We start from the raw sequence: 22,090 nt of genomic DNA, 5'->3' as shown, positions 1-22,090 counted from the left end.
GCTCAGAAAACGGCGTCGGACTTGTAGTATTGCGACGCGTTCGCCTTGGTGATCGCGACCGGCTTGGTGTAGTCGGTCTTCGGAAAGTCCTTCGGCAGGGTGCCATGCAGCGCCTTCATGCCGACGTCGATGGCGGTGTCGATAACCAAGGTCGGATCATTACGACCGGTCGCGCCATACTTGCCGTCCTCGATCAGCTTGATTGCCTGCTTCTGCCCGTCGGCGGCAGCAACAAACGTGACACCAGTATCGCGCTTATGCTGTTCAAGGGCTCGTTGCGCGCCGAGCACCATGCTGTCGTTCTCGCCGATCACGACATTGATGTCGGGATGCGCTGTCAGCAGATCCTCCATGGCGGTCATGCCGCCCTGCTGGTTCCAGCCGCCCCAGCCCTGACCGACGACGGTGAAGTTCACATGGCCCTGGCCGGCAAGCTGACCCTCGACGATGCCGGCAAACACGCCATCACGCCGCTCCTGTCCGACGATGTTGCCCTTGTCGCCACTGAGCAAAGCGATTTTCATCGGCGTGCTGCCCATCTTGTTGGCGAGCCACCGCCCGACCAGCAGACCGTTCTGGGTGTTCGACGACTGCACGAGCGTAATGTAGCCGGCCTTGGGATCGAGGCCGCTATCCACCGCGACCACCTTGACCCCCGCCGCCACCGCCGCCTTGACCGCGGGCACCAGCCCCTCCGGATCGCGCGCATTGACGAGCAGCAGATCGACATGACGAGAGACCATGTCCTCGATGTCGGAGATCTGCTTGGTCATGTCGTTCTGGCCGTTGGCGGAGATCACCTTGCAGCCTTCCGCCGCACCCTTCTTGTGCGCCTCGGCGTCCTGTGCTGCGAAATAGGGCGCCGCCAGCGTGTAGTTCGACATGCCGATCAGGCACGCCGCGTGTGCCCCCGACGCCACCATCACCATCGCCGCAGCCGACGCCAAAAGCCCCAGGCCAGTCGTACGGGTCATCCCTACCGTCCTCCCATGACGCGAGCTACCTTATGACAGCCCGATTTCACGTAGTTAAACTACGTGATTGCGGCCGCGTCAACGGCAGAGATTCTCGGTGGCGCCGATACCGTGGGCAGCCCTGAGACCATCTACGTCGTCAGCTTCCCCCCAACGACCCAGCCCCTTAGGGATACCGATCGCGCAAAGCATCAGAACATCCAATCCGCATGCGGCCCTTCATTCATTGTTAATGCCATTACTGCATCGTTACGGGATCGTCATCCCAGCCGCGAGGCGGCAGTTGGGAGCCCAACGGAGCCCGAGACAATGACTTCGATACGAACTTGCTTGCTTCTGTCCCTCGCCGGGATGCTTCCAGGCTGCGCCACCATCGTCAATGGTAGCAACCAGAACCTCACCGTCTCCACAAATCCTGCAGGTGCCCAATGCACCGTCAGCAGGGCGGGCAGGGTTCTCGGGATGGTGAACCCCACGCCTGGAAGCGTACGCATCGACAAGAGCAAGAACGACCTGAGTGTCACGTGCAAGAAGGACGGATTCCGCGTCGCGACCATCTCACAGACCCCGTCGTTCGGCGGCATGACGTTCGGCAATATCCTGGCCGGTGGCGCAGTAGGGTTCATTGTCGATGCCGCCAGCGGCGCCAACTATACCTACCCCTCTGAGGTCAGGCTCGATATGGAGCCGGTCGCAAAGCCAGGCGTCGCCGTGGCAACTTCCACGCAACCGGGTGCCTGACGTTTGGGTAGAAACCGCTGCCTTTAGGCGGCAATGCGCAAATTGTCTTCGGTTCCGCTTCTGATGGCGTAGTGCCGGGCAGAGACCGGCTGGGGAGGTGTTGATACCCCGAGCACGTCCCGCGTTTCGCTGACGGCTTCAAGATGGCGATTGAGGTGCTCGTCTTAGGCAGAGTGCATTCGCGCGACTCCAACACAGCCGATCGGGCGATGCTGGCAGACCCAGGTCAAGATGCTGCGCGAGCGATTCAAGCTTGATGGCGTGGTCCTTGTCGGTAATCGCGGCATAACCAACAACGCGCATATCGAAGCCGATCTCAAGCGCGCTGGCTTGGACTGGGCGACCGCCTTGCAACCTCAATCCAGGCCCTTGCGGACGAGGGCGACCCACTACAGCTTGCCTTATTGGATACCCGCGCCGTGACCGCAACTACAGTACAAGGTTATCCGGACGAGCACGCAGCCGCAAAGAAAAAGGCCGCTTTGCGCCAAGCCGGCAACGGGCACCCGGTGCACAGCTTCAACATGCTCCAGCGACACCTTGTCACACGCGCCCGCACGTCGTGCGGATCGGCGACGCACCGCATACAATCAAGACCACCCGTCCAACCTCCATTCAGCAAGCCGTCTTCGACAGAACCGCCATACGCCTCGCTACTCAGTTAACCGTGGTCGTGACTTTTTGTTCGTCTTGCTCCGTGTCGGTCGCTATACGCATGAACTTCATCGCCGTGTCGATCAGGTCGGCCGGGCGTTTCTCGCCTCCGGAACCCTATAGGCGCTGTGCGTCTTTCTCTGACTGGATTGAAGCAGGAGACAAGCCCTGCAAAAGACGATCCAACTCAGCTACCTTTTGGCGCGCGTGGTTGAGAGATTCCTGCGAAGTATCGTGTTGCTCTTCATTGCACCGCTCGCTGTGCGTACGCAACTCGCCGTTCTCGAGCATTTCCACCTGCCTGCAGTGGCTAGCATGTTGCTCGCCGCACCATGTCACCAGTCGATCGATACCGAAAGACGAGTTGATCAAAGACTCCTCCCTGCTTTGCATTAAGGATGTATAGCATAGATGGGTTATGCCCGGTCAAACACCCCGGCAAAGCCGTCTGTCGGGAAGCAACTCAAAAGACTGGGGACGCTTGCGGCCAGAGACTGACTGCTACCGCCGATAAGGTCGGCGCGGCGCTTCTCTCCTTGGAGACATCTAAGCCGTCCACGGGTGGTCGGAGTTGCCCAGAATCTGCCGAATACGAGGCCAAAGTTTAGTAACCGCTTCGTCGGCCGCACGAAACTCAGGAGAATTCATGCCCATGTCCCGAAGGACAGCGACAGCGTAGCTTGTCGCCGTAGCGTGCTCTATGTAGAGACGCTTCAACTCCGCGCCCTCTTCCGGGTTAATGATGTTTCGTGTCATACCTCGTCGGCTCCATGCTTTCCCCTCAGGATATATGACGAGGCAAGAAAATGCGAGCCGCCCTTTTATGAGAGACATATTTTAAACCGGCCACATTGCCAGCTCATAGATTTGCATGCCGTTTGCCTAAAATATATGGACAGTTTTTGGTTTCACTCTAGCCATCCGTTTCGTTTGGGTTAGAGTAGATGCAAAAGGACCACTCAGTTTGCAACGAATGCGGATAAGCCTTTAGGTAGCAGTGAGGCGGCATTATGAACGTGAAGCCTAGCCGGATTTATTGGCGATCCGCCTACCATGCGACAGAGCGCTTTGCGCAACTCGCGGGTGTTCTGACTGCAACGTGGCTGCTGTCGGCCGGTGCCCAAGCATCAACAATAAACGCGTTTGTGAGCGGGGACCGGCTCTATGAACTCTGCAAAGGAAACGCGTCGGGAGCTTGCACGGCTTACGTCGATGCCGTGGCCGATGTGGTAAGCCTTCCAACTATACGACAAGGGATTTGCTTGCCGGCCAAAACGTCTGGAAGGCAGATCATTCTATCGTTCCAGCGTTATGCGATGGCCCACCCTGATATGTTGAATGGCCCGGCCGCCGATTTAGTGATTAGGGGACTGTTGGAGGTCTTCCCCTGCCGGGTCTCGCACTGAGAGACTACCAAATTCTACCGAACGTAGGTCGCCACCGGCACCGCATCGCGCAGCGCCCCGTATGCCACGAGAAAGCGCTGTAATGTCTCGTAGCGGGTGAGATCGAGATGCGCGGGGTCGGCCGGAAGCATCGGCAGGGTTGCGGTCCAGGCGGCGCGATTCAGGCGGGTGTCGAGGTCCGGGTGGGCGGCGGCGAATTTGCGCCAGACGAAGCCGGGATCGGCTTGCAGGCGGGCGGTGCCCACGCGTAGGGCGGCGAGGAAGCGGGCGATCTTTGGGCTTGCTGCGTTGTCGCGACGGGCCAGCAGGATCAGTTCGTCGTAGGGCGGCACGCCGTGCTGCTCGGGCCGGAAGGCGATCGGGGAGAGGCCGCGCTGGCGTAGGTCGATCAGTTCGTAGTTGCGCATGCCGCCCATGACGGCATCCACACTGTGCGACATCAGCGCCTGCTCGACCTGGAAATTGACCTGCACGCGGCGGACGTCGTTTGGCTTGAGGCCCGCGGAGTCCAGCATGGCGTCGAGCTGGGCGTCCTCACCTGGGCCCACCGCGACGCCGATGCTGCGGCCCTTGAAGTCGGCGAGCTTGCGTATGCCGTAGCCTGGCAGCGTCATCAGCACTTCCAACGGCTGGTCAAGCAGGGTGGCGACGCGCACCACCGGGAGCCCCCGTGCGGCGAGGAACGGCAGTTCGGTCTGGTAGCTGACCGCGAGATCTGCCTGCCCGGCGGCGAGCAGGCGCGGCGGCGAGGAGGGGTCGGCTGGGGCGATGAAGCGCACGTCGAGACCGGCGCGGGCGTAGTCGCCGCAATATTGCGCGGCAAACAGGGATTCGTGGTTGGCGTTGATGAACCAGTCGAGGATTACCGTGAGCTTGTCCGCGGCGGCGGCTGGGCGCGGGAGCGAAAGCGCCAGGCCAGCGGCCAGCAACGAGCGACGGCGCATGGCTCAGAACCCGCTGCTGGCGGTCAGCAGGGCCGCGAAGCCGCCGCCGATCAGGTAGGTGGGGGCACTCCCGGCGATTACGGTGCCGTAGCGGCCGACCGTGTCGTGCGCGTTGGTGGTCGGGTTGGCGACGGACGACAGGAACGCATTGTCGGTGACGTTGACCAGGTTGAGGCGGAGCTGCGGGTGTGAAGCGGGGCCGAACGACGGCAGGCGCACGCCGAGGGCCAGGTCGGCCTCAGTGTGTGCGGCGATCCGCTCGTCGTTGATGAAGGTGGCGTATTGCGAGCCGACGTATTTGACGGTGGCGACGCCGAACAGCGTGCCGTCGTCGTAGGTGAGCCCGACAGCACCCTGCAAGCGGGGGCTGCGCACGGCGATCTTGCCGGCGGTTGGCAGCAGGTCGCCACCGTTGGCGATGTCGTTGTCGATGGTTGCGTAGAGATACTCGCCGGAGAGATAGAGGCTGAGATGATGCCAGGGGTTCAGGCCGAGTTCGGCATCGACGCCGCGCGAGGTCTGGCCGCCGGCATTGATGGTGCCGCCGATCAGCGCGCCGTTGAGATTGAGCACGGTGGTGATCTGGCGGTTGGTAAAGTTGTAGTTGAACAGCGTCACGCTGCCGACCAGAAGCTTGCCGTCGTAGCGGTAGCCCAGCTCCTCGACGATTGAATATTCCGGTTTCAGATTGGTGGCGGCGGCGCTGACGATGCTGCCGCTGGACGGATCGATGGTGGCGAACAGCGCGCTTTGCGCGGGCGCGCGAAAATTCGTCGTGACGTTGGCGAAGAGCTGGTTCACGCGGTCGAGCCGCCAGTCGACGGCGGCGCGCGGCAGCGGCTCGGAATCGTTCAGGCCGGTGCGGTATTGCGGACCCGGCAGCGCGTCCCAACCGGTGCGCGAGAGCACGGCTTCCTTGAAGCCGAGATCGAGCGTGAGGCGGCCGCCGTCCAGCGTGATCCGGTCGCTGGCGAACAGCGCGTTGGTCTGCGCGATCATATGGGTGTTGGAGGCAAACAGCGTTCGCCCGTTAGCAAGTTTGACAACGCTGCCGGATCGCTCCGCCCAGCTGTCGGAGGGCGTGCCGTCGGCACTGAGCGCGCTGAAGGGCTGGGTGTCGTGCTCGTCGACATAGTCGTACCAGGCGCCGAAGGTCAGACGCTGCGCGCCCAGCGTGAGATGGACTTGCGGGACAACGCCGGCGCGGTAGGTCAGGCCGGTATAATCCGCCAGCACCGCCGCCTGGCCGCCCACGGCACCCGGCAGGGTAATGCTGCCGGCCACCGGCTCGGTGCCCTGATACAGCCCGCTGGTGGCAAGCAGGCTGCCGCCCGGAGAGTTGCCGTAGCCATATTGTGCGTAGGGCACGATTGCGAATTGCAGGTTGGGCGCGAGGGTGAAGTGCGACGGCATCGACGCATAGACCAGCCGATAAGGGTCCTGGTAGAGCCGCCAATAATTGATGTCGCTGGGCGAGAACGTCCCGTCGTAATGATTCGAACGGCCGTTCTGCTGCCATTGCGCGAGCGTCGGCTCGAGGTAGGAGGTGGTGGTCGCATCGTGCCAGGTGAGCAGCAGCGAGACATGGTTGCGCTGCCCCCAGTCACGCACGATTTTCAGGTCAACATGCTGGCGCTTGTCGCGGCCGGAGCCGCCAGCATTGTCGGCGCTTGCGTGAGAGTATGAGACGAAACCGCGAAAGCCGGCGATCGTGCCGCTGTCGAGCCGGATGAACTCGCGGTTGGTGTGATAGGAGCCGTACGAGGTATCGACATAGCCGCCCGCCTGCTTCGAGGGATCGCGCAGGGTGAGGCTGAGCACACCGCCCGCGGCGTTGAGCAGCGGTGCGTCGAGATCGGCGGAGCCCTGGGTGAGTGAAATGTCCTCGATGTTCTCGGTGTCGGCGAATTGCGAGGGATAGGAGTTGTAATAGGCGGCGTCGTTCAGCGGCATGCCTTCGAGTAGTGCTCCGATCTCGTCCTGGCCGAGCCCGCGCACGCTCAGATCGACCTGGGTCGAGAAGCCGAGCGGGTCGGCGCTTGCTGAGTTCGCACCCGGCAGCAGCGAGATGAGTTGGAATGCGTTCTCGGTCGGCGCCTGGCGGGCGATGAAGTCGCGCGAGACGGCGCTCACCGAGCGAGCGTCGGTGCGTGGCGCGATCAGGCCGCCGCCGGCAGAAGCTGGCGCGGTGACGGTGATCTGCTCGGTCCCCGGTTGCTGCTGCGCGAACGCCGGCACGGCCCCAAGCAGACCCACACCGCACGCGCAAACGGTGAACGAACGGCTCTTGTCCATCGACATGCCTCCCTTCGCTGGAATGACCCAGATCAGGTTCGACGGGTGTGATCTCAGTCCGCGTATGCGGACACCCCGGTCATGGGTTCGTCATGCAGCCGCGTCTCAGTGGTGTCAACGCGGGCTTCAGTCGCGCAAGGCGTTCAGGGTCAGCGCCACGGCGGCGGCGCGGTTCTCGACGCCGAGTTTGGCGTAGGCCTGTTCGAGATGCTTGTTCACGGTGCGGGGACGCAGGCCGAGGATTTCGGCGATGTCGCGGTTGGTCTTGCCGCGGGTGAGCCAGAGCAGCACCTCGCACTCGCGCGGCGTTACCGGCAGGCGGGCGCGCAGTCGCTGCTCGGTGCGCGAGGCGTGGGTGGTCTCGATACGCAGCAGGGTCTCGTCGGGTCCAAGCACACCGACCCGGCCGATTTCGGTCGTGTCGCGCTGCAACGTGCCGAGCGGCGCCTCGCCGGCGAGCAGCGGGCGAAGCGTCTCGGCAAGCGGGGCGCCCTCAAGCCGGGCCGCCGCCAGCAGGCTCTCGGCGCGCGGCGTCGCCCAGAGCAGCGCGCCCGTGTCGCTGACCGCGAACAGCGCGTGCCCGGACATCTCCATCGCGGCGCGGGCACTGCGCATCATCCGGGCGGCAGCGATATGCACCTCGATGCGGGCGATCATCTCGCGCACCGCCACCGGCTTGGTCACGTAATCGACGGCGCCGGCCTGCAGCCCGCGGATCACGTGGTCGGTATCGGCGAGCCCGGTCATGAAGATCACTGGCAGGGTCGCGGTGCCGGGGATGCGACGCAGCCGGCGGCAGGTCTCGAAGCCGTCGAGTTCGGGCATTACCGCGTCCATCAGCACCAGGTCCGGACGCGCGGCATGCACGATCTCGAGTGCGCGCTCGCCGGAGAGCGACACCAGCACGGTGAAGCCCGCCGCCTCCAGGGCGGCGGTGAGCATGCCCAGCGTGTCGGGGCTGTCGTCGACGATCAGGATGGTGCCGTCCATGCTCCTGGCTCAGGCGCCTGCTGAGAGCTCGGCCAGGATCGCCTCCGCCTCGTCAAGACGAAAGCCGCGCACCGCGTCGGCGAGACGGCTGAGGCGTACGTCGTCGGGCATTGCCGCGTGCAACGCCTCCACGCGAGTCGAGAGTGCCCGCACGTGACCGGTGCGCGCGAGTCGGCACAGCTCGTCGAGCGGCGGGACCGGCATGGCGGCCTCGGCGGGCTCCGTCGTCGGGGCGGCCTCGATCCAGTCCAGCCGCAGCAATCGCCCGAGCGTCTCGTGCAAGGCCGGGATGCTCATCGGCTTGCTCAGGAAGGCGTCGTGCGGACTGTCCGGCGACAGTTCCTCGGGATGCGCCGACACCACGATGATCGGCACCCGCCAGCCGCTCTCGCGCAGGCGTCGAGCGATTTGCCAGCCATCCATCTGCGGGCCGTCGAGGGCGCGCATCGAGACGTCGAGCAAAAAGGCGTCGATGCCGCCGTCATGCGCCTCGGCGGCGAGACGCAGGCAGCCGGCCGCATCGGGCACCGCGTGCAGCATGAAGCCGAGCGGGGTCAGCGCCTCGCCGAGCAAAGCGCGGTGCACCGCGTCGTCGTCGGCGGCGACCAGGGTGCGACGCGGTCCGGCATAGCCGCGCAGCATCGCCGGGCGCGGTGCCGCGGCGGCGGTTCCAGGGACAATGGAGAGCAGCAGCCGGACGCGAAACCGGCTGCCGCGCCCCAGCGTGCTCTCGACCTGGATTTCGCCGCCCATCACTGTGGTGAGCAGCTTGCAGATGGTCAGGCCCAGGCCAATCCCCGGATTATGGTGCGCGGGCGCGCCGGCCAGGCGCTCGAAGGGCTCGAAAATTCGTTCGAAGTCGTGGGATGCGATTCCCGGGCCGCTGTCGGTGACGCTGAACTCGGTGACTTCGCCACGACGCGTGACGACGAACGCGACCTCGCCCTGGCTGGTGAACTTGATGGCGTTGGACAGCAGGTTGATCAGCACCTGGCGCAGCCTGGTCTCGTCCATGCGCACGACGCCGGGCATCGACGCGGCCGGCGCAAAGCGGAAGGCGATCCCCTTAGCCTCGGCCTGCAGGCGGAACATGTCGACGATCTGGCTGAGGAACTCGGCAAGCCGCACCGGTCGGCGCTCGATCTGGATACGGCCGGACTCGATCTTGGAGATGTCGAGCAGGCCTTCGATCAGGCGCGCCAGATGCTCGCCGCCGCGCCGAATGGTGCGCACCGCCTCGCGCCGCCCCTCCGGGATTGCCGCGTCGAACTCGAGCAATTGTGCGTAACCGAGGACGGCGTTGAGCGGCGTGCGCAACTCGTGCGCCACACCGACGACGAAGCGGCTCTTGGCGAGGTTGGCGGCCTCGGCGACACCCTTGGCGCGGTGCAGGTCGGCGTCGGTACGGCCGTGGGCTGCGATCTCCTCCTCGAGCAGCGCCGTCTGCCGTCGGCTCTCCTCGAGTGCCGCCCCCCTGCTCTCCTGCGCCAAGGTCAGCAGCCACACGACGATTCCCGCGACGATGGACAGCACCAGGAAGGCGCGCCACAGCGCCTGCGCCATCGACAGGCGCAACGCCGCATTGGCGCCGGCGGCCTGGAGATAGACCGAGCCGAGCAGCAGCGCCACCAGCACGCAGGCAACCGCGAATTGCGCGAGGAAGCGCGGCAGCGCCTGCCCGAGCCGCCCGCGCAGGCGATGTGGCACCAGCCCTTGCAGCAGGGCGGAGAGTTGTGCGGCGGTGCGGGCGTGCGGCTTGCACAGATCGCCGCAGCGTACGTCGAGCGTGCAGCAAAGCGAACAGATGGCGCCGCCATAGGCCGGGCAATAGGCCATGTCGGGTGCTGCGAAGCCGACGCCGCAGACCCGGCAGGCCGGCGCCTTATCGGCCCAGCTGCGGCGCGGTTTGCGCGCAAGATAGAACCGGCCGCCGGTCAGCAGGGCCAAAGGCGGACAGGCCAGCAGGGCAGTCGCCAGCGCCAGGAATGGCGCGAAGGCCTGTGCCACCACACCAAAGCCGCCGGCCAAAGCCAGCATGCCCAGCCCGATGGCGGCGGCCATCGCGCCGATGCCGACCGGATTGATGTCGAACAGATGCGCGCGCTTGAAGTCGCTCACGCGCGGTGCCAGCCGCAGCGGGCGCACCAGCACCAGATCGGAGACCAGCGCGCCGACCCAGGCGCAGACAACGACCGAGAAGCCCGCGAGCACCGCGGCGATCGCGGGATAGATGCCGAGTTCGACCAGCAGCACGGCAATCGTGACGTTGAACACCACCCAGACCACCCGTCCGGGATGGCTCCGGGTCAGGCGCGAGAAGAAGTTCGACCAGGCGATCGAGCCGGCATAGGCGTTGGTGACATTGATCTTGAGCTGGGCGGTGACGATCAGCAGCGTTGTCGCCGCCAGCGCCAGGGCGTGATGCTCGGTGAGCAGGCCGAAGGCGTCGGCATACATCGTCGCGGGCTGTGCAGCGAGGATCGGTGGCGCGCCGGCGTTGAAGGCCAGGGTTGCGAGCAGCGAGCCCAGGAACAGCTTGAGCGCGCCCGGCACGATCCAGCCGGGACCGCCGAGCAGGAGGGCCAGGTGCCAACGCCAGCGTTGCTCGGGATTGGGTGCTGGGAGGAAGCGCAGGTAGTCCACCTGCTCGCCGACCTGAGCGAGCAGGGCGGCAATCACCGAGGCAGCGGCCCCGAAGTCCACCAACCTGCTGCCGCTGCGCGCAAGACCGGGAAACTGCCGCCAGGCGACGAGCGTCGCCGAGCCGTGCAGCAGCACCGCCGCGATCGCCAGCGCCGTGAGCGCCAGCCACAGCGGCTGTGTTACGCGCTGAAAGCGATTGATGAAGGCAATGCCGTGCGTGACCATCGGCACCACGATTACGGCTGCCAGCACAACGCCGAGCTGCACCGGCAGACCGAAGGCGGCCTGCAGGCTGGCGGCGAAGATCGTGGCCTCGAGCGCGAAGAAGATGAAGGTGAAGGCGGCGTAGATCAGCGAGGTGATGGTCGAGCCGATATAGCCAAAGCCGGCGCCGCGGGTCAGCAGGTCGACGTCGATGCCACGCCGCGCCGAGGCGAACGCGATCGGCCAGGCGGTGGCGAAGATGACCAGGCTGCTGACGAGGATGGCGAGGGCGGCGACAGCGAAACCATAACGCAAGGTGATCAGGCCGCCGATCGCCTCCAACGCCATGAATGAGGACGACCCCATTGCGGTATTGGCGATGGCGCCGCCGCTCCAGCGCCGCGCCGAGGCCGGAGTATAGCGCAGGGCGAAATCTTCGAGCGTCTCGTCCGCCACCCAGCGATTATATTCCCGGCGCGAAGGGATGAGACGTTGCGTTGCTGCCATACGAGGCAGCTTGCGCGACGGCCGCCGCCGCGTCCATCGGGGCTTTGCCATACGGTGAATGACGTATGGATGTGGCGCCCCCACGGATGTGTCATCGGCCTCTTTTGGGGGGTGCGGGCAAATGCCGGAGACGCTGATCAAGGTCGATCTCGGCCAGTCGGCCTACGAGAACGACAAGGTGCATAACCGCTGGCACCCCGACATCCCGATGGTCGCGACCGTCAAGCCGGGCGATGACTTCATCGTCGAGTGCTACGACTGGACCGGTGGCTTCATCAAGAACAACGACGACGCCTCGGACGTGCGCGACATCGATCTGTCGATCGTGCATTTCCTCAGTGGCCCGATCCGGGTCGCGGGGGCCAGCCCCGGCGATCTGCTGGTCGTCGACTTCCTCGATATTGGCGCGTTCTCGCATAACTCCTGGGGCTTCAACGGCTTCTTTTCCAAGAAGAACGGCGGCGGCTTCCTGACCGAGCATTTTCCGCAGGCGCAGAAATCGATCTGGGACATCAACGGGATGTTCACCCGGTCACGCCATGTCCCCTGTGTCGAGTTCGCCGGACTGATCCATCCCGGGTTGATTGGCTGCCTGCCCAGCAAGCCGCTGCTGGAGACCTGGAACACGCGCGAACGCGGCCTGATCGCAACCAATCCGGACCGGGTGCCGGGTCTCGCCAACCCGCCGTTCGGGCCAACCGCCCACATGGGCCGGATGTCGGGCGAGGCGCGCGACGCCGCCGCTGCCGAGGGTGCCCGCACCGTGCCGCCGCGCGAGCATGGCGGCAATTGCGACATCAAGGATCTCTCGCGCGGCGCGCGGGTGTATTTCCCGGTCTATGTCGAGGGGGCCGGACTGTCGGTCGGGGACCTGCATTTCAGCCAGGGCGACGGTGAGATCACCTTCTGCGGCGCCATCGAAATGCCGGGCTGGATACACATGCGCGTCGACAGCGTGATCAAGGACGGCATGGCGAAATACGGCATACGCAACCCGATCTTCAAGCCGAGCAAGGTCACGCCGCGCTATCAGGACTATCTGATCTTTGAAGGCATCTCAGTCGACGAGCACGGTGCACAGCACTACCTCGACGTCAACGTCGCCTACCGTCAGGCCTGCCTGAATGCGATCGCCTACCTAAAGAACTTCGGCTATTCCGGCGCGCAGGCCCTGTCGATCCTCGGCACGGCGCCGGTTCAGGGCCATATCAGCGGCGTGGTGGATGTGCCGAATTCCTGTGCGACGCTCTGGTTGCCGACCGAGATCTTCGACTTCGACATCTCGCCTGGTGCGAACGGCCCGACCCGCTTCCTCGACGGCAGCATCGACATGCCGCTGGCGCCAGACCTTTGATGCAGACTCTCTGATGCCGAGCTATCACTATTTATGCGCCGACTGCGGTCCGTTCGAGGCGGCCGCAGCGATGGCGGACTTCGCGCAACCCGCAGTCTGTCCGGAATGCGGCAGTTCGGCACCGCGTAGCCTCGCCGCACCGTCGTTTGCTGCCATGCCAGGTAGCCGACGCCGCGCTTTCGAGACCAACGAGCGCAGTGCGCACGCACCATTGCGTGCGCATGCGCCGGGATGCGGTTGCTGCAAACCAAAAGGTCAAGCGGGCGCAGCCAAGTCGTTTCCTGGCGCACGCCCGTGGATGATCAGCCATTGATGGCGTGATGCTCAGACGCAGATCCCCGGCCGGCTTTGCCGCCGCCGGGGAATTGCACGACCGCGTCACCTCATGCAGCGGCCATCTCATGCAGCGGCCATCTCACGCAGCGCTGGGCGCCTCCAGCGGGACCGTGGAGCGAACGGCTGGCTTGCACATGTCCGCGCAGGAGGATTCGAGCGAACAGCACAGCGAGCAGATCGTGCCCTGGTGGAACGGGCAGTTCGTCATGTCCTGCTTTTCGTAATCAAAGCCGCAGGCCGAGCAGGACAAGGTCGGGCTCACCGAGGCATCGTTGAACGGCGGACGGGCGAGATAGTAGCGGCCCTTGGTTACGATCGCGATGATCGGTGCGGCGACAAAGGCAAGACCGAGGGCGATGAAGGCGGAAAAGGCCTGTGCTGCCGGACCGAGCAGGCCGAAGAACGCGACAATCGAGACCGCGGAGGCGAACAGCATGGCGCCGAAGCCGACCGGATTGAAGTTGTAGAGATGGGCGCGCTTGAACTCGATATATTGCGGGCCGAGCTTGAGCAGCGGCTTGATGATGACGAGGTCCGCGGTCACGGCCCCGATCCAGGCAACTGCAACGTTCGAGTAAAAGCCCAGGATCTTGCCGAGGAAGCTGAACATGTTCAGCTCCATCATGGTCAGCGAGATGCCGACATTGAGAAAGATCCAGACTACGCGCCCGGGATGGGCGTGCAGCAGGCGCGAGAAGAAGTTCGACCAGGACAGCGAGCCGGAATAGGCGTTGGTGACGTTGATCTTGATCTGCGACAGAATGACGAAGAAGGTGGCGACGGCGAGCGTTACCGCCATCGGAAACATGTAGTGGTAGCTTGCGATATACATCTGGATCGGCTCGTTGGCCTGCGCCGGTGGCGTGCCGTGCGCCACCGCGACGGAGGCGAACAGCGATCCCATCAATTGCTTGGCAGCGCCCAATATCACCCAGCCCGGACCCGCGCAGAGCACCGCGATCCACCATTTCGTGCGGTTGGATTTTACCTGGTCCGGCATGAAGCGGAGATAGTCGGCCTGCTCGCCGATCTGCGCGATCAGGGACAGTGCGATGCCGGCGGCACTGCCGAACAGCAGCCAGTTGAAGTTGGCACCAGAAGGCGAGGTACCGGCAAAACTCGTCCATTGCGAGATGGCATGGGGATCGGCGATGAAGACCGCGATCGGTGGGGTAAACAGCATCAGCAGCCAGAGCGGCTGTGTCCACACCTGCAGCTTGGCGAGCAAGGTCATGCCGAACACGACGAGCGGGATGATGATCAGCGAACCGAGCGCGTAGCCGACCCAGAGCGGTATGCCGAAATACAGCAGGAACGCCTGGGCCATGATCGACCCTTCGAGCGCAAAAAAGATGAAGGTAAAGGAGGCGTAGATCACCGACGTGAGCGTCGATCCAAGATAGCCGAAGCCGGCGCCGCGAGTGAGCAGATCGACGTCGACATTGTAGCGCGCGCAGTAGATCGCAATCGGAATACCGGTCAGGAAGATCACCACCGCGGCGGCGAGAATGCCGAAGAAGGCGTTGGTGAAGCCGAACTGCACGGCGAGCGAGCCGCCGATCGCCTGGTCCGCCATATAGGCGATGCCGCCGAGGGCGGCGGTGGCGACCGCGTATTCCGACCAGGTCCGAAAGCTCTTAGGTGCGTAGCGCAACGAGTAGTCCTCGAGCACCGGATTATTGACCAGTTTGTTGAACGCACGCCGTTTCGGCGCGCCGGCAGCGATGTCGGACATCCCAACTCTCCTCGCGGTTGGATGAAGGCGTCCGTCACGTTAGGAAGTCAGGCTCAGCGCGCGTATGCGTCAAACGACGTATGGCGGTCTACAGGGTGAAGCGATGCTCCCGAGGCAGGCCGGTCACGCCGGGGTGGATCGCCAGAATGGCGCCGGCGTGGGGTTCGCGCGCACGTTGGCTGGCATCGAGCCCCTTCGAGGCGCTTGTAATATAGAGGATGTCCAGCGCCTCGCCGCCAAAGGCGCACATGGTTGGCTGGCTGACCGGCAGCCGCACCTCGCGCTCCAGCACGCCGTCGGCCCGGAAACGTCGCAAACCGCCGCCGCCATGCAGCGCACACCAGTAGCCTCCTTCGCAGTCGATTGCCGCCCCATCCGGGATGCCGGCTGGCTTCTCTATGGCCGCAAAAACCTGGCGTCTGCCGAGGCTGCCGCTTGCCGCATCGAACGGATAGGCATGCACGACTCCGGCATAGCTGTGGGCCAGGTAGAACAGGGTTTCGTCGAGATTCCAGGCCATGCCGTTATGCAGTTCGGCAACATTGCCGGTCGGTTGCAGGCCACCCTTGGTGGTGTAGCGGAACAGACCGGCCGGCTGCGGCTTTGCGTACGCGTCCTCGGGGGGATCAAACATCGTGCCGACCCAGAAGCGGCCGCGCGCGTCGGCCGCACCCTCGTTGAAGCGGTGCATCACGGGGTCAAATGGCGCGTGCGCCAGGAGGGCGACGGCGCCACTGGACAAAGTAAGGCGATAGACCCCGTCGCGCAGTGCCACGATCACCACATCACGATCTGTCGTCAGGCTATAGGCGCCAATGTCGCCAGGAAGCCTCCAGCTTTGCTGTGCCTTGGATGCCGGGTCGAGCCGATATAGGGCGGGCGCCTTGACGTCGATCCAGTAAAGGACGCGTTCTTCTGCAACCCAGACGGGTGATTCGCCAATGCGTGCCGCTGCATCAAGCACGACTTCAACCTGCATGGCGTGACCCCTCCATCAACACATTGGCGTGGGAACGGTTGGCCGCGGTCCCGCGTAGACGACTTACCGCGGCGCGACTGAGGAGCGAACCCCATGAGCATGAATGTCAGTGAGTTCGTCTGGCACAGGCTTCGTGCATGGGGGCTGAGCCGTGTTTATGGCTATCCCGGAGACGGGGTCGGCGGCCTCGATATCGCGTTGCAAGAAGCGATCAACGACGGGTTCGACTACGTACAGGTGCGGCATGAAGAGATGGCCGCGTTCATGGCGTCAGCGCATGCCAAGTTCACCGGACAGGTCGGGCTCTGCTATGCGACTTCTGGGCCGGGCGCGATCCATCTGCTCAATGGTCTGTATGACGCCAAACTCGACCATGTCGGCGTTGTCGCCATCGTTGGTCAGCAGGCACGCACGGCGATCGGCGCGCATTACCAGCAGGAAGTCGATCTGCAGACCCTGTTCAAGGATGTGGCCTCCGAATACGTCGCAACCGCGATGGTGCCGAGCCAAGTCCGCCATCTGATCGACCGCGCTGTCCGCATCGCCCACGCCAAGCGCGCGCCGACCTGCGTGATCATCCCCAATGACCTCCAGGAAATGGCCTATGCGGATCCACCGCTGAAGCACGGCACCACCCATACCGGCATTGGCTATGCGTTCGAGAGCAAGGTGCCAGAGGCTGACGGCCTGCGGCAGGCGGCGGATGTGCTGAACGCCGGCAAGAAGGTTGCAATCCTGGTCGGCGCCGGCTGCCTGTCCGCGACCGACGAGGTGATCGAGGTTGCTGAGTTGCTGGGCGCCGGTGTCGCCAAGGCCCTGCTCGGCAAGGCGGTGTTGCCGGACGATCTCGGCTATGTCACCGGCTCGCTCGGTCTGCTTGGCACCAAGCCGAGCTGGGACCTGATGCAAGGCTGCGACACCTTCCTGATGGTCGGCTCGTCCTTCCCTTATAGCGAGTTCCTGCCCAAGCCCGGTAGCGCACGCGGTGTGCAGATCGACATCAACGGTGCCAATCTCAGCCTGCGCTACCCGATGGAGGTCAATCTCATCGGCGACTCCGCAGCCACCCTGCGGGCGCTGGCACCCTTGCTCACGCGCAAGGCCGACCGCTCCTGGCGGCACAAGATCGAAGGCGAGGTGGTGAGCTGGTGGAAGACGCTCGAGGATCGGGCAATGCAGTCGGCAACCCCGATCAACCCGCAGCGTGTGTTCTGGGAGCTGTCGCCGCGCCTGCCGGAGAATGCGATCATCACCGCCGATTCCGGCTCGGCGGCGAACTGGTTTGCCCGCGACCTGAAGATGCGACGCGGCATGAAGGCCTCGCTTTCCGGTGGTCTGGCGTCGCTCGGCGCCGGCACGCCATACGCGATGGCCGCCAAGATGGCGTTCCCGGACCGAACCGTGATCGCCTGCATGGGCGACGGCGCGATGCAGATGAATGGCATCAACGTCATGATCACCATCGGCAAGTACTGGAAGACCTGGTCCAACCCGAAGCTGGTCGTGCTGGTGCTGAACAATCGCGACCTCAACCAGGTGACCTGGGAGGAGCGCGTGCAGCTCGGCGAAGGCAAGACGGAGTCCACCCAGGCCATTCCGGACTTCCCGTTCGCCCGCTACGCCGAGCTGATCGGGCTCAAGGGCATCCATGTCGACGATCCGGAAAAACTGGGTGCCGCCTGGGACGAGGCGCTGTCGGCGGACCGGCCGGTGATCCTCGAAGCCCGTACCGACCCCAACGTGCCGCCGTTGCCGCCGCACATCACGGTCAAGGACGCCAAGAACTTCCTGACGATGATGGGCAGCGAGCCGGAACTCGGCAGCGTGATACGCGGCAGCGCGAAGGAGATGCTGGCCAGCATCCTGCCCGGCAAGCACTGAGCCCGGGGCACTGAAATGGATATCAAACGTCCGGACGGCGTCGTCGCCGGCGTCCTGGCCGGCCTCGGTGGCGCCACCTTGGGTGCGTTGCTGCTCGCGGCGCGCGGGCTGGCGAAGCGCAGTGTAAAGCCGGATCTATCCCGTACTGCCGCGGTGCAAACCGCTCGTCGTCTGAACCGCGCCGCCGGGACCCTCGCCGGCTCCGTCCTATTTGACAGCGCAGTCGAACATTATCGCGGACAGTTCCATAATCCCGCGATGTTTACGCCGCTGGTGACGTCGAGCTTTTCGCTCGCGGTCAGCGCACATGGCTTGGCGGACACGCGCGTGGGCGCGCACGCTGCCCGCGATGTGATCTATGCCGGCACTGCGCTGACCGGCCTTGTCGGCACCGGTTTTCACCTGTTCAACATCGCAAAACGGCCAGGCGGCTTCTCCTGGCAGAACCTGTTCTACTCCGCCCCGCCCGGTGCCCCGGCGGCGTTAATGCTCTCGGGCCTGCTTGGCTTTCTGTCCGAACGCGTGCGCAATACGCCGCCCGGCACCGCGCCCGTCGTGCTGGGTCTGCCAGCCGGTCGTGTGCTCGGCGTCGTAACCGGTGCCGGCATCTTTGGCACTGTCGGTGAGGCCGGGTTGCTGCATTTCCGCGGGCAGTTCCATGATCCGTTCATGCTGCTGCCGGTGACGATGCCGCCGGTGGCCGCCCTGCTGACCGCCGTGGCGTCGGTGTCGTCACCACGCCCACGTCCTTTGACGCGCTGGTGGTTGCGTGCCACCGCAATCCTCGGGCTGGCCGGCACGGGATTCCATGCGCTCGGCGTCGGCCGGGACATGGGCGGATGGCGCAACTGGCGACAGAACGTCCTCAATGGACCGCCACTTCCGGCACCGCCTGCCTTCACCGGCCTGGCTCTGGTCGGTCTGGCCGCCCTTCGCCTGCTGGAGGACGTCGCCGATGTCTGAACACTATCCAGGCTATGACGTGCTGGCCAAGCGTGCCGGACTATCCTGGAACGATGAGACGCGTCGGGTCATCGACAAGCGTCTGGCAATCCCACGTGAGCCGCGCTTCTTCGACGTCGAAGCCTGGCAGACACTGGAAGCGGTGTGCACGCGTATCGTGCCGCAACCCATCGACCGGCCGCCGGTACCGCTCGCCTCTTACGTCGACGACAAGATGCTGAGCGACGCGCATGACGGCTACCGTCACGCGGAACTGCCCGAACAGAGAGTCGCCTGGACACGCGGGCTGGCGGCATTGCGCGAGGCAGCGCAGGCGCAACACGGCCAGCCGTTCCATGCGCTCACCGGCGACGCGCAGGATGCGCTGCTCAAGGCGCTCGAAGCAGGCTCGCTTGAAGCCGCCGCCCTCGATGGCATGCCCGGCCCATCGTTTTTCAACAACCGGCTGATCCCCGACATCGTCAGCGCCTATTACGCGCACCCGACCGCCTGGAGCGAAATCGGTTATGGCGGTCCCGCAAGTCCGCGCGGCTATGTGCGCCTGCGTCTCGACCGGCGCGACCCGTGGGAGGCCGCCGAGGCGACCCCTGGCCATGAAGAGCGCGCACGTCGGGAGAACGCCCGTGTCGGTTGACATCTATTCCAAGCCACGGGCGACCGGCGGACGGGCGCCGGACGTCTTCAAGCCGGGCGGCTGGGTCGGCATGCATGAGTTCTCCGAGAACGAGGCCGTCGATTTCGTCATCATCGGCACCGGCGCCGGCGGCGGTCCGCTCACAGCCCGCCTCGCCGAGACCGGATTTTCGGTCGTCGCCCTGGATGCCGGCGCCTATTTTCGGCCGCTGGAGGACTTCGCCTCCGACGAGGCCTCGCAATCCAAACTGTTCTGGACCGACCAGCGGATTGTCGACGGCGCCAACCCGATCAAGATGGGCGGCAACAATTCCGGCAAGGCGGTCGGTGGCAGCACCGTGCATTTCGCCATGGTGTCGTTGCGCTTCAGGCCCGAATGGTTTCGCTCGCGTTCGGTCCTCGGCTATGGCGCCGACTGGCCGCTGGATTGGCGGGAGATGTGGACCTACTACCGCAAGGCCGAGCAGGCGCTCGCCATCTCGGGGCCGCTGAGCTACCCGTGGGGACCCAAGCGGCCGCGCTACCCGTATCGCGCGCACGAACTCAACGGTGCCGCCGAGATCCTGGCACGCGGTGCCGAGGCGATGGGCTACGCCTGGACGCCGACGCCGCTGGCCACCGTTTCCGCCCCGCGCGGCAACTCGCCGTCATGCGTGTATCGCGGCTTCTGCCGGGTCGGCTGCTCGACCAACGCCAAGCAGAGCCAGCTCACTACCTTCATCCCGCGCGCGCTACGCGCCGGCGCCGAAATTCGCGACCTCGCGATGGCCGGGCGGATCGAGGTCGATGCGGCCGGAAAGGCCAATGGTGTCCACTACTTTCGCGATGGGCGATGGCACTTTCAGAAGGCCCGCTTCGTCATCGTCGCCGGATACGCCATCGAAACGCCGCGCCTGCTGCTGAATTCGGCGACCGACCGTTTCCCGGATGGTATTGCCAACAGCTCCGGTCTCGTCGGCCGCTATTTGATGACTCAGTCCAACCAGGCGGTCTACGGCACCATGCAGCAGACGGTGCGCTGGAACAAAGGGCCGCCGTCGCTCTCCCTCACCGAGCACTGGAACTACGACGACAACAAGGATTTTTTCGGCGGCTATTGCTGGATGGCACAAGGCCCGCTGCCGATGGAGTGGTCCTCGGTGGTGACAGCCTCGCGCGGCGTATGGGGCGAGGCGCTGCGTGCGCAAATGGCGAACTACAATCATCAGGTCGGCTTGAAGATGGTGGGCGAGATGCTGCCGTCACTGGACAACCGCGTGACCCTCGCCGACGAGACCGATCAATACGGGCTGCGCATCCCGCGGATCACCTATAGCTGGTCGGACAATGATCGCGCCTTGATCAATCATGCGATGGACCAGATGCAGACCAGCCTGGCGCTGGCGGGCGTGCAGGATCTATTTCGACAAGAGAACGACACCAACCATCTCGCCGGCACCGCTCGGATGGGCTTCGACCGCGACAGCAGCGTTGTCAACGTTGATTGCCGGAGCTGGGATATTCCCAACCTGTTCATCTGCGACGGCTCGGTGTTCCCGACGACGGGAGGCGTCAATCCCTCTCTGACCATCACCGCACTCGCGCTGCGCACCGCAGATCGGATCAAGGCGCTTGCCGATCGGGGCGAGCTTTAGCAGGAAAACGTTCACGCAGGGCCGGCAGGATTTCGGCGCCAAGCCGCCTGAGCCCGGCGTGATAGTCGGGAAAGATCAGCATCAAGCCGTCAAGCGCGCAATCGCCCAGCAAATGCGTCATGCGTTTGACAATGCTCGCGGCGCCCCCCGCGGCGTAGGGCGCCATCAGTGCGGACCGTGCGCGCGCGGTGAAGCTGTTTTCGTGGCCGATCTCGGAATCGATCATACCGTACGAGCGCATCATGCCGAAGAAGGCTTCCTTGTCGAAGCCGGCGCGGTAGTGCTTCAGCGCCGCCTCTGCCGCGGCATCGCTATCCTCGATCACCAGGATCAGCATGGCATAGGTGCGCAGCCGTCGCCCGGCCGCGCGCGCCATCTCCTTCGCACGCAAGCTGACGCAGCGCAGTTCGTCGTCGTCGCTGCCGCCGACGAACAGCGCGTCGGTCTGCTCGACGGTAAAGCGCATGCCGCGCTCGGACATGCCGGCGGCGACCAGGAACGGCCGCGGCGTCTGCACCGGCTTGGGTTCGGACTGGCAGTCGCGCAGCGTGAAATAGCGGCCCTCCTGGGTGACTGAGGGTTCCGACCAGAGCCGCTTGACCGCGCGCACCCATTCCGTTGCAAGGTCGTAGCGCTCGTCGTGACTGATCGCGCCTGGCCAGGCCCCCATCTGCTCGAACTCGCCACGATAGGCGCCAGGGACGACGTTCAGCCCGACACGGCCGCCGCTTATGTGGTCGAGGGTGGCGATCATCTTGGCGGTAACGGCAGGGTTCTGCAGCAGCGTATGCACCGTTGCCCAAACCTTGACGCGCCTGGTCTCGACAGCGAGCGCCGTCATCAGGATCTGCGAGTCGAGCGCGCAACTCCAGTGCCGCGTCGCACCGCCATAGCCGCGCCACTTGGCCATCGACATGATGAAGTCGAGCCCGACTCCCTCGGCCAGCAGCGCCGCCGTGCGGTTATAGGCATAGGACGCATCGATTGGCGGCGCCGTTGAGGACAGGATCCAACCGCCATTGGCGATCGGCAGGAACATGCCGAGATCCTTGCCGCCATCATCGGAAGGCAGCCCGAAGCGGCCGGCGGCCTGCGTATTCATCCCAAGCGTGCCCTCCTTTGCGTTGCCACCCTCCCGATCGTGCTGCCCTGCTAACACAAGTATCTCGCACAAGTATGGCGTCAGACTTGCCGAAATGGCTGTGCTTGAGCAAGCC

At 64.7% G+C, this 22,090-nt stretch carries 16 protein-coding genes and 1 riboswitch; of the genes, 8 read left to right on the top strand and 8 right to left on the bottom strand.

Annotation, left to right across the window (positions count from 1 at the left end; translation table 11 throughout):
* Positions 1-2: 2 nt before the first annotated feature.
* A complete protein-coding gene (locus ACQY4K_RS13580) occupies positions 3-974 on the bottom strand; it encodes a substrate-binding domain-containing protein (protein WP_428390727.1) in 972 nt (323 codons plus the stop codon).
* A 330-nt stretch (positions 975-1,304) separates the two neighbouring features.
* Here ACQY4K_RS13580 and ACQY4K_RS13575 point away from each other — a divergent pair, with 330 nt between their 5' ends.
* Both ACQY4K_RS13575 and ACQY4K_RS13570 read left to right on the top strand, forming a co-directional pair.
* The gene (locus ACQY4K_RS13575) at positions 1,305-1,715 is read left to right on the top strand and encodes a hypothetical protein (protein ID WP_428390726.1); all 411 of its coding nucleotides are present in this window, start codon (positions 1,305-1,307) and stop codon (positions 1,713-1,715) included.
* Positions 1,716-3,379: 1,664 nt separating this feature from the next.
* Positions 3,380-3,775, top strand: a complete 396-nt coding sequence (locus ACQY4K_RS13570) for a Rap1a/Tai family immunity protein (RefSeq protein ID WP_428390725.1) — start codon at positions 3,380-3,382, stop codon at positions 3,773-3,775.
* 14 nt (positions 3,776-3,789) lie between these two features.
* On the opposite strand, the gene ACQY4K_RS13565 is transcribed toward ACQY4K_RS13570, so the two are convergent.
* The 4 genes from ACQY4K_RS13565 to ACQY4K_RS13550 all read right to left on the bottom strand — a co-directional run bounded on the left by ACQY4K_RS13565 (position 3,790) and on the right by ACQY4K_RS13550 (position 11,358).
* Positions 3,790-4,719, bottom strand: a complete 930-nt coding sequence (locus ACQY4K_RS13565; RefSeq protein WP_428390724.1) for an ABC transporter substrate-binding protein — start codon at positions 4,717-4,719, stop codon at positions 3,790-3,792.
* A gap of 3 nt (positions 4,720-4,722) precedes the next feature.
* On the bottom strand, positions 4,723-7,014 hold the full coding sequence (locus ACQY4K_RS13560) for a TonB-dependent receptor (RefSeq protein ID WP_428390723.1): 2,292 nt from the start codon (positions 7,012-7,014) through the stop codon (positions 4,723-4,725).
* A riboswitch (TPP riboswitch) is annotated at positions 7,007-7,102 on the bottom strand. It overlaps the preceding gene by 8 nt.
* A gap of 38 nt (positions 7,103-7,140) precedes the next feature.
* Positions 7,141-8,004 (bottom strand): response regulator, encoded by an 864-nt coding sequence (locus tag ACQY4K_RS13555; protein WP_428390722.1) that lies wholly within the window; start codon positions 8,002-8,004, stop codon positions 7,141-7,143.
* A 9-nt stretch (positions 8,005-8,013) separates the two neighbouring features.
* Entirely contained in the window at positions 8,014-11,358 is a 3,345-nt protein-coding gene (locus ACQY4K_RS13550; RefSeq protein ID WP_428390721.1) for a hybrid sensor histidine kinase/response regulator, read from the bottom strand.
* Between the two features lie 121 nt (positions 11,359-11,479).
* Between ACQY4K_RS13550 and fmdA the strand changes: the two genes are divergently transcribed.
* Both fmdA and ACQY4K_RS13540 read left to right on the top strand, forming a co-directional pair.
* On the top strand, positions 11,480-12,712 hold the full coding sequence (gene fmdA / locus ACQY4K_RS13545; RefSeq protein ID WP_428390720.1) for a formamidase: 1,233 nt from the start codon (positions 11,480-11,482) through the stop codon (positions 12,710-12,712).
* A 13-nt stretch (positions 12,713-12,725) separates the two neighbouring features.
* On the top strand, positions 12,726-13,025 hold the full coding sequence (locus ACQY4K_RS13540; RefSeq protein WP_428390719.1) for a zinc ribbon domain-containing protein: 300 nt from the start codon (positions 12,726-12,728) through the stop codon (positions 13,023-13,025).
* 102 nt (positions 13,026-13,127) lie between these two features.
* Here the strand turns inward: ACQY4K_RS13540 and ACQY4K_RS13535 are convergent, their stop codons facing one another.
* Positions 13,128-14,783: a purine-cytosine permease family protein gene (locus ACQY4K_RS13535; protein ID WP_428390718.1), complete on the bottom strand. Its 1,656-nt coding sequence runs from the start codon at positions 14,781-14,783 to the stop codon at positions 13,128-13,130.
* Between the two features lie 88 nt (positions 14,784-14,871).
* A complete protein-coding gene (locus ACQY4K_RS13530) occupies positions 14,872-15,762 on the bottom strand; it encodes an SMP-30/gluconolactonase/LRE family protein (RefSeq protein WP_428390717.1) in 891 nt (296 codons plus the stop codon).
* A 99-nt stretch (positions 15,763-15,861) separates the two neighbouring features.
* Here ACQY4K_RS13530 and ACQY4K_RS13525 point away from each other — a divergent pair, with 99 nt between their 5' ends.
* From ACQY4K_RS13525 to ACQY4K_RS13510, 4 genes are read left to right on the top strand one after another with little or no spacing between them, the layout of a single operon-like run.
* The gene (locus tag ACQY4K_RS13525) at positions 15,862-17,643 is read left to right on the top strand and encodes a thiamine pyrophosphate-requiring protein (protein ID WP_428396126.1); all 1,782 of its coding nucleotides are present in this window, start codon (positions 15,862-15,864) and stop codon (positions 17,641-17,643) included.
* A 15-nt stretch (positions 17,644-17,658) separates the two neighbouring features.
* A complete protein-coding gene (locus tag ACQY4K_RS13520; RefSeq protein WP_428390716.1) occupies positions 17,659-18,606 on the top strand; it encodes a hypothetical protein in 948 nt (315 codons plus the stop codon).
* A complete protein-coding gene (locus tag ACQY4K_RS13515) occupies positions 18,599-19,240 on the top strand; it encodes a gluconate 2-dehydrogenase subunit 3 family protein (RefSeq protein WP_428390715.1) in 642 nt (213 codons plus the stop codon). The genes ACQY4K_RS13520 and ACQY4K_RS13515 overlap by 8 nt, the downstream gene beginning before the upstream one ends.
* Positions 19,230-20,873 (top strand): GMC family oxidoreductase, encoded by a 1,644-nt coding sequence (locus ACQY4K_RS13510; RefSeq protein WP_428390714.1) that lies wholly within the window; start codon positions 19,230-19,232, stop codon positions 20,871-20,873. The genes ACQY4K_RS13515 and ACQY4K_RS13510 overlap by 11 nt, the downstream gene beginning before the upstream one ends.
* Here the strand turns inward: ACQY4K_RS13510 and ACQY4K_RS13505 are convergent.
* Complete coding sequence (locus tag ACQY4K_RS13505) at positions 20,842-21,975, bottom strand: LLM class flavin-dependent oxidoreductase (protein WP_428390713.1); 1,134 nt, start codon at positions 21,973-21,975, stop codon at positions 20,842-20,844. The two genes, ACQY4K_RS13510 and ACQY4K_RS13505, sit on opposite strands and share 32 nt — an antisense overlap.
* Between the last annotated feature and the right edge of the window lie 115 nt (positions 21,976-22,090).

It is taken from the genome of Lichenicoccus sp. (assembly GCF_965276875.1).
In the GTDB taxonomy this organism is placed as follows: Bacteria; Pseudomonadota; Alphaproteobacteria; order Acetobacterales; family Acetobacteraceae; genus Lichenicoccus.
This window is presented reverse-complemented; position numbering and strand designations above follow the sequence as displayed.

What these genes read in the sequence shown, in the direction of transcription:
- ACQY4K_RS13580 (WP_428390727.1), bottom strand. Translation starts at nt 974, where the DNA reads ATGACCCGTACGACTGGCCTGGGGCTTTTGGCGTCGGCTGCGGCGATG.
- ACQY4K_RS13570 (WP_428390725.1), top strand. Translation starts at nt 3,380, where the DNA reads ATGAACGTGAAGCCTAGCCGGATTTATTGGCGATCCGCCTACCATGCG.
- ACQY4K_RS13565 (WP_428390724.1), bottom strand. Translation starts at nt 4,719, where the DNA reads ATGCGCCGTCGCTCGTTGCTGGCCGCTGGCCTGGCGCTTTCGCTCCCG.
- ACQY4K_RS13560 (WP_428390723.1), bottom strand. Translation starts at nt 7,014, where the DNA reads ATGGACAAGAGCCGTTCGTTCACCGTTTGCGCGTGCGGTGTGGGTCTG.
- ACQY4K_RS13555 (WP_428390722.1), bottom strand. Translation starts at nt 8,004, where the DNA reads ATGGACGGCACCATCCTGATCGTCGACGACAGCCCCGACACGCTGGGC.
- ACQY4K_RS13550 (WP_428390721.1), bottom strand. Translation starts at nt 11,358, where the DNA reads ATGGCAGCAACGCAACGTCTCATCCCTTCGCGCCGGGAATATAATCGC.
- fmdA (WP_428390720.1), top strand. Translation starts at nt 11,480, where the DNA reads ATGCCGGAGACGCTGATCAAGGTCGATCTCGGCCAGTCGGCCTACGAG.
- ACQY4K_RS13540 (WP_428390719.1), top strand. Translation starts at nt 12,726, where the DNA reads ATGCCGAGCTATCACTATTTATGCGCCGACTGCGGTCCGTTCGAGGCG.
- ACQY4K_RS13535 (WP_428390718.1), bottom strand. Translation starts at nt 14,783, where the DNA reads ATGTCCGACATCGCTGCCGGCGCGCCGAAACGGCGTGCGTTCAACAAA.
- ACQY4K_RS13530 (WP_428390717.1), bottom strand. Translation starts at nt 15,762, where the DNA reads ATGCAGGTTGAAGTCGTGCTTGATGCAGCGGCACGCATTGGCGAATCA.
- ACQY4K_RS13525 (WP_428396126.1), top strand. Translation starts at nt 15,862, where the DNA reads ATGAATGTCAGTGAGTTCGTCTGGCACAGGCTTCGTGCATGGGGGCTG.
- ACQY4K_RS13520 (WP_428390716.1), top strand. Translation starts at nt 17,659, where the DNA reads ATGGATATCAAACGTCCGGACGGCGTCGTCGCCGGCGTCCTGGCCGGC.
- ACQY4K_RS13515 (WP_428390715.1), top strand. Translation starts at nt 18,599, where the DNA reads ATGTCTGAACACTATCCAGGCTATGACGTGCTGGCCAAGCGTGCCGGA.
- ACQY4K_RS13505 (WP_428390713.1), bottom strand. Translation starts at nt 21,975, where the DNA reads ATGAATACGCAGGCCGCCGGCCGCTTCGGGCTGCCTTCCGATGATGGC.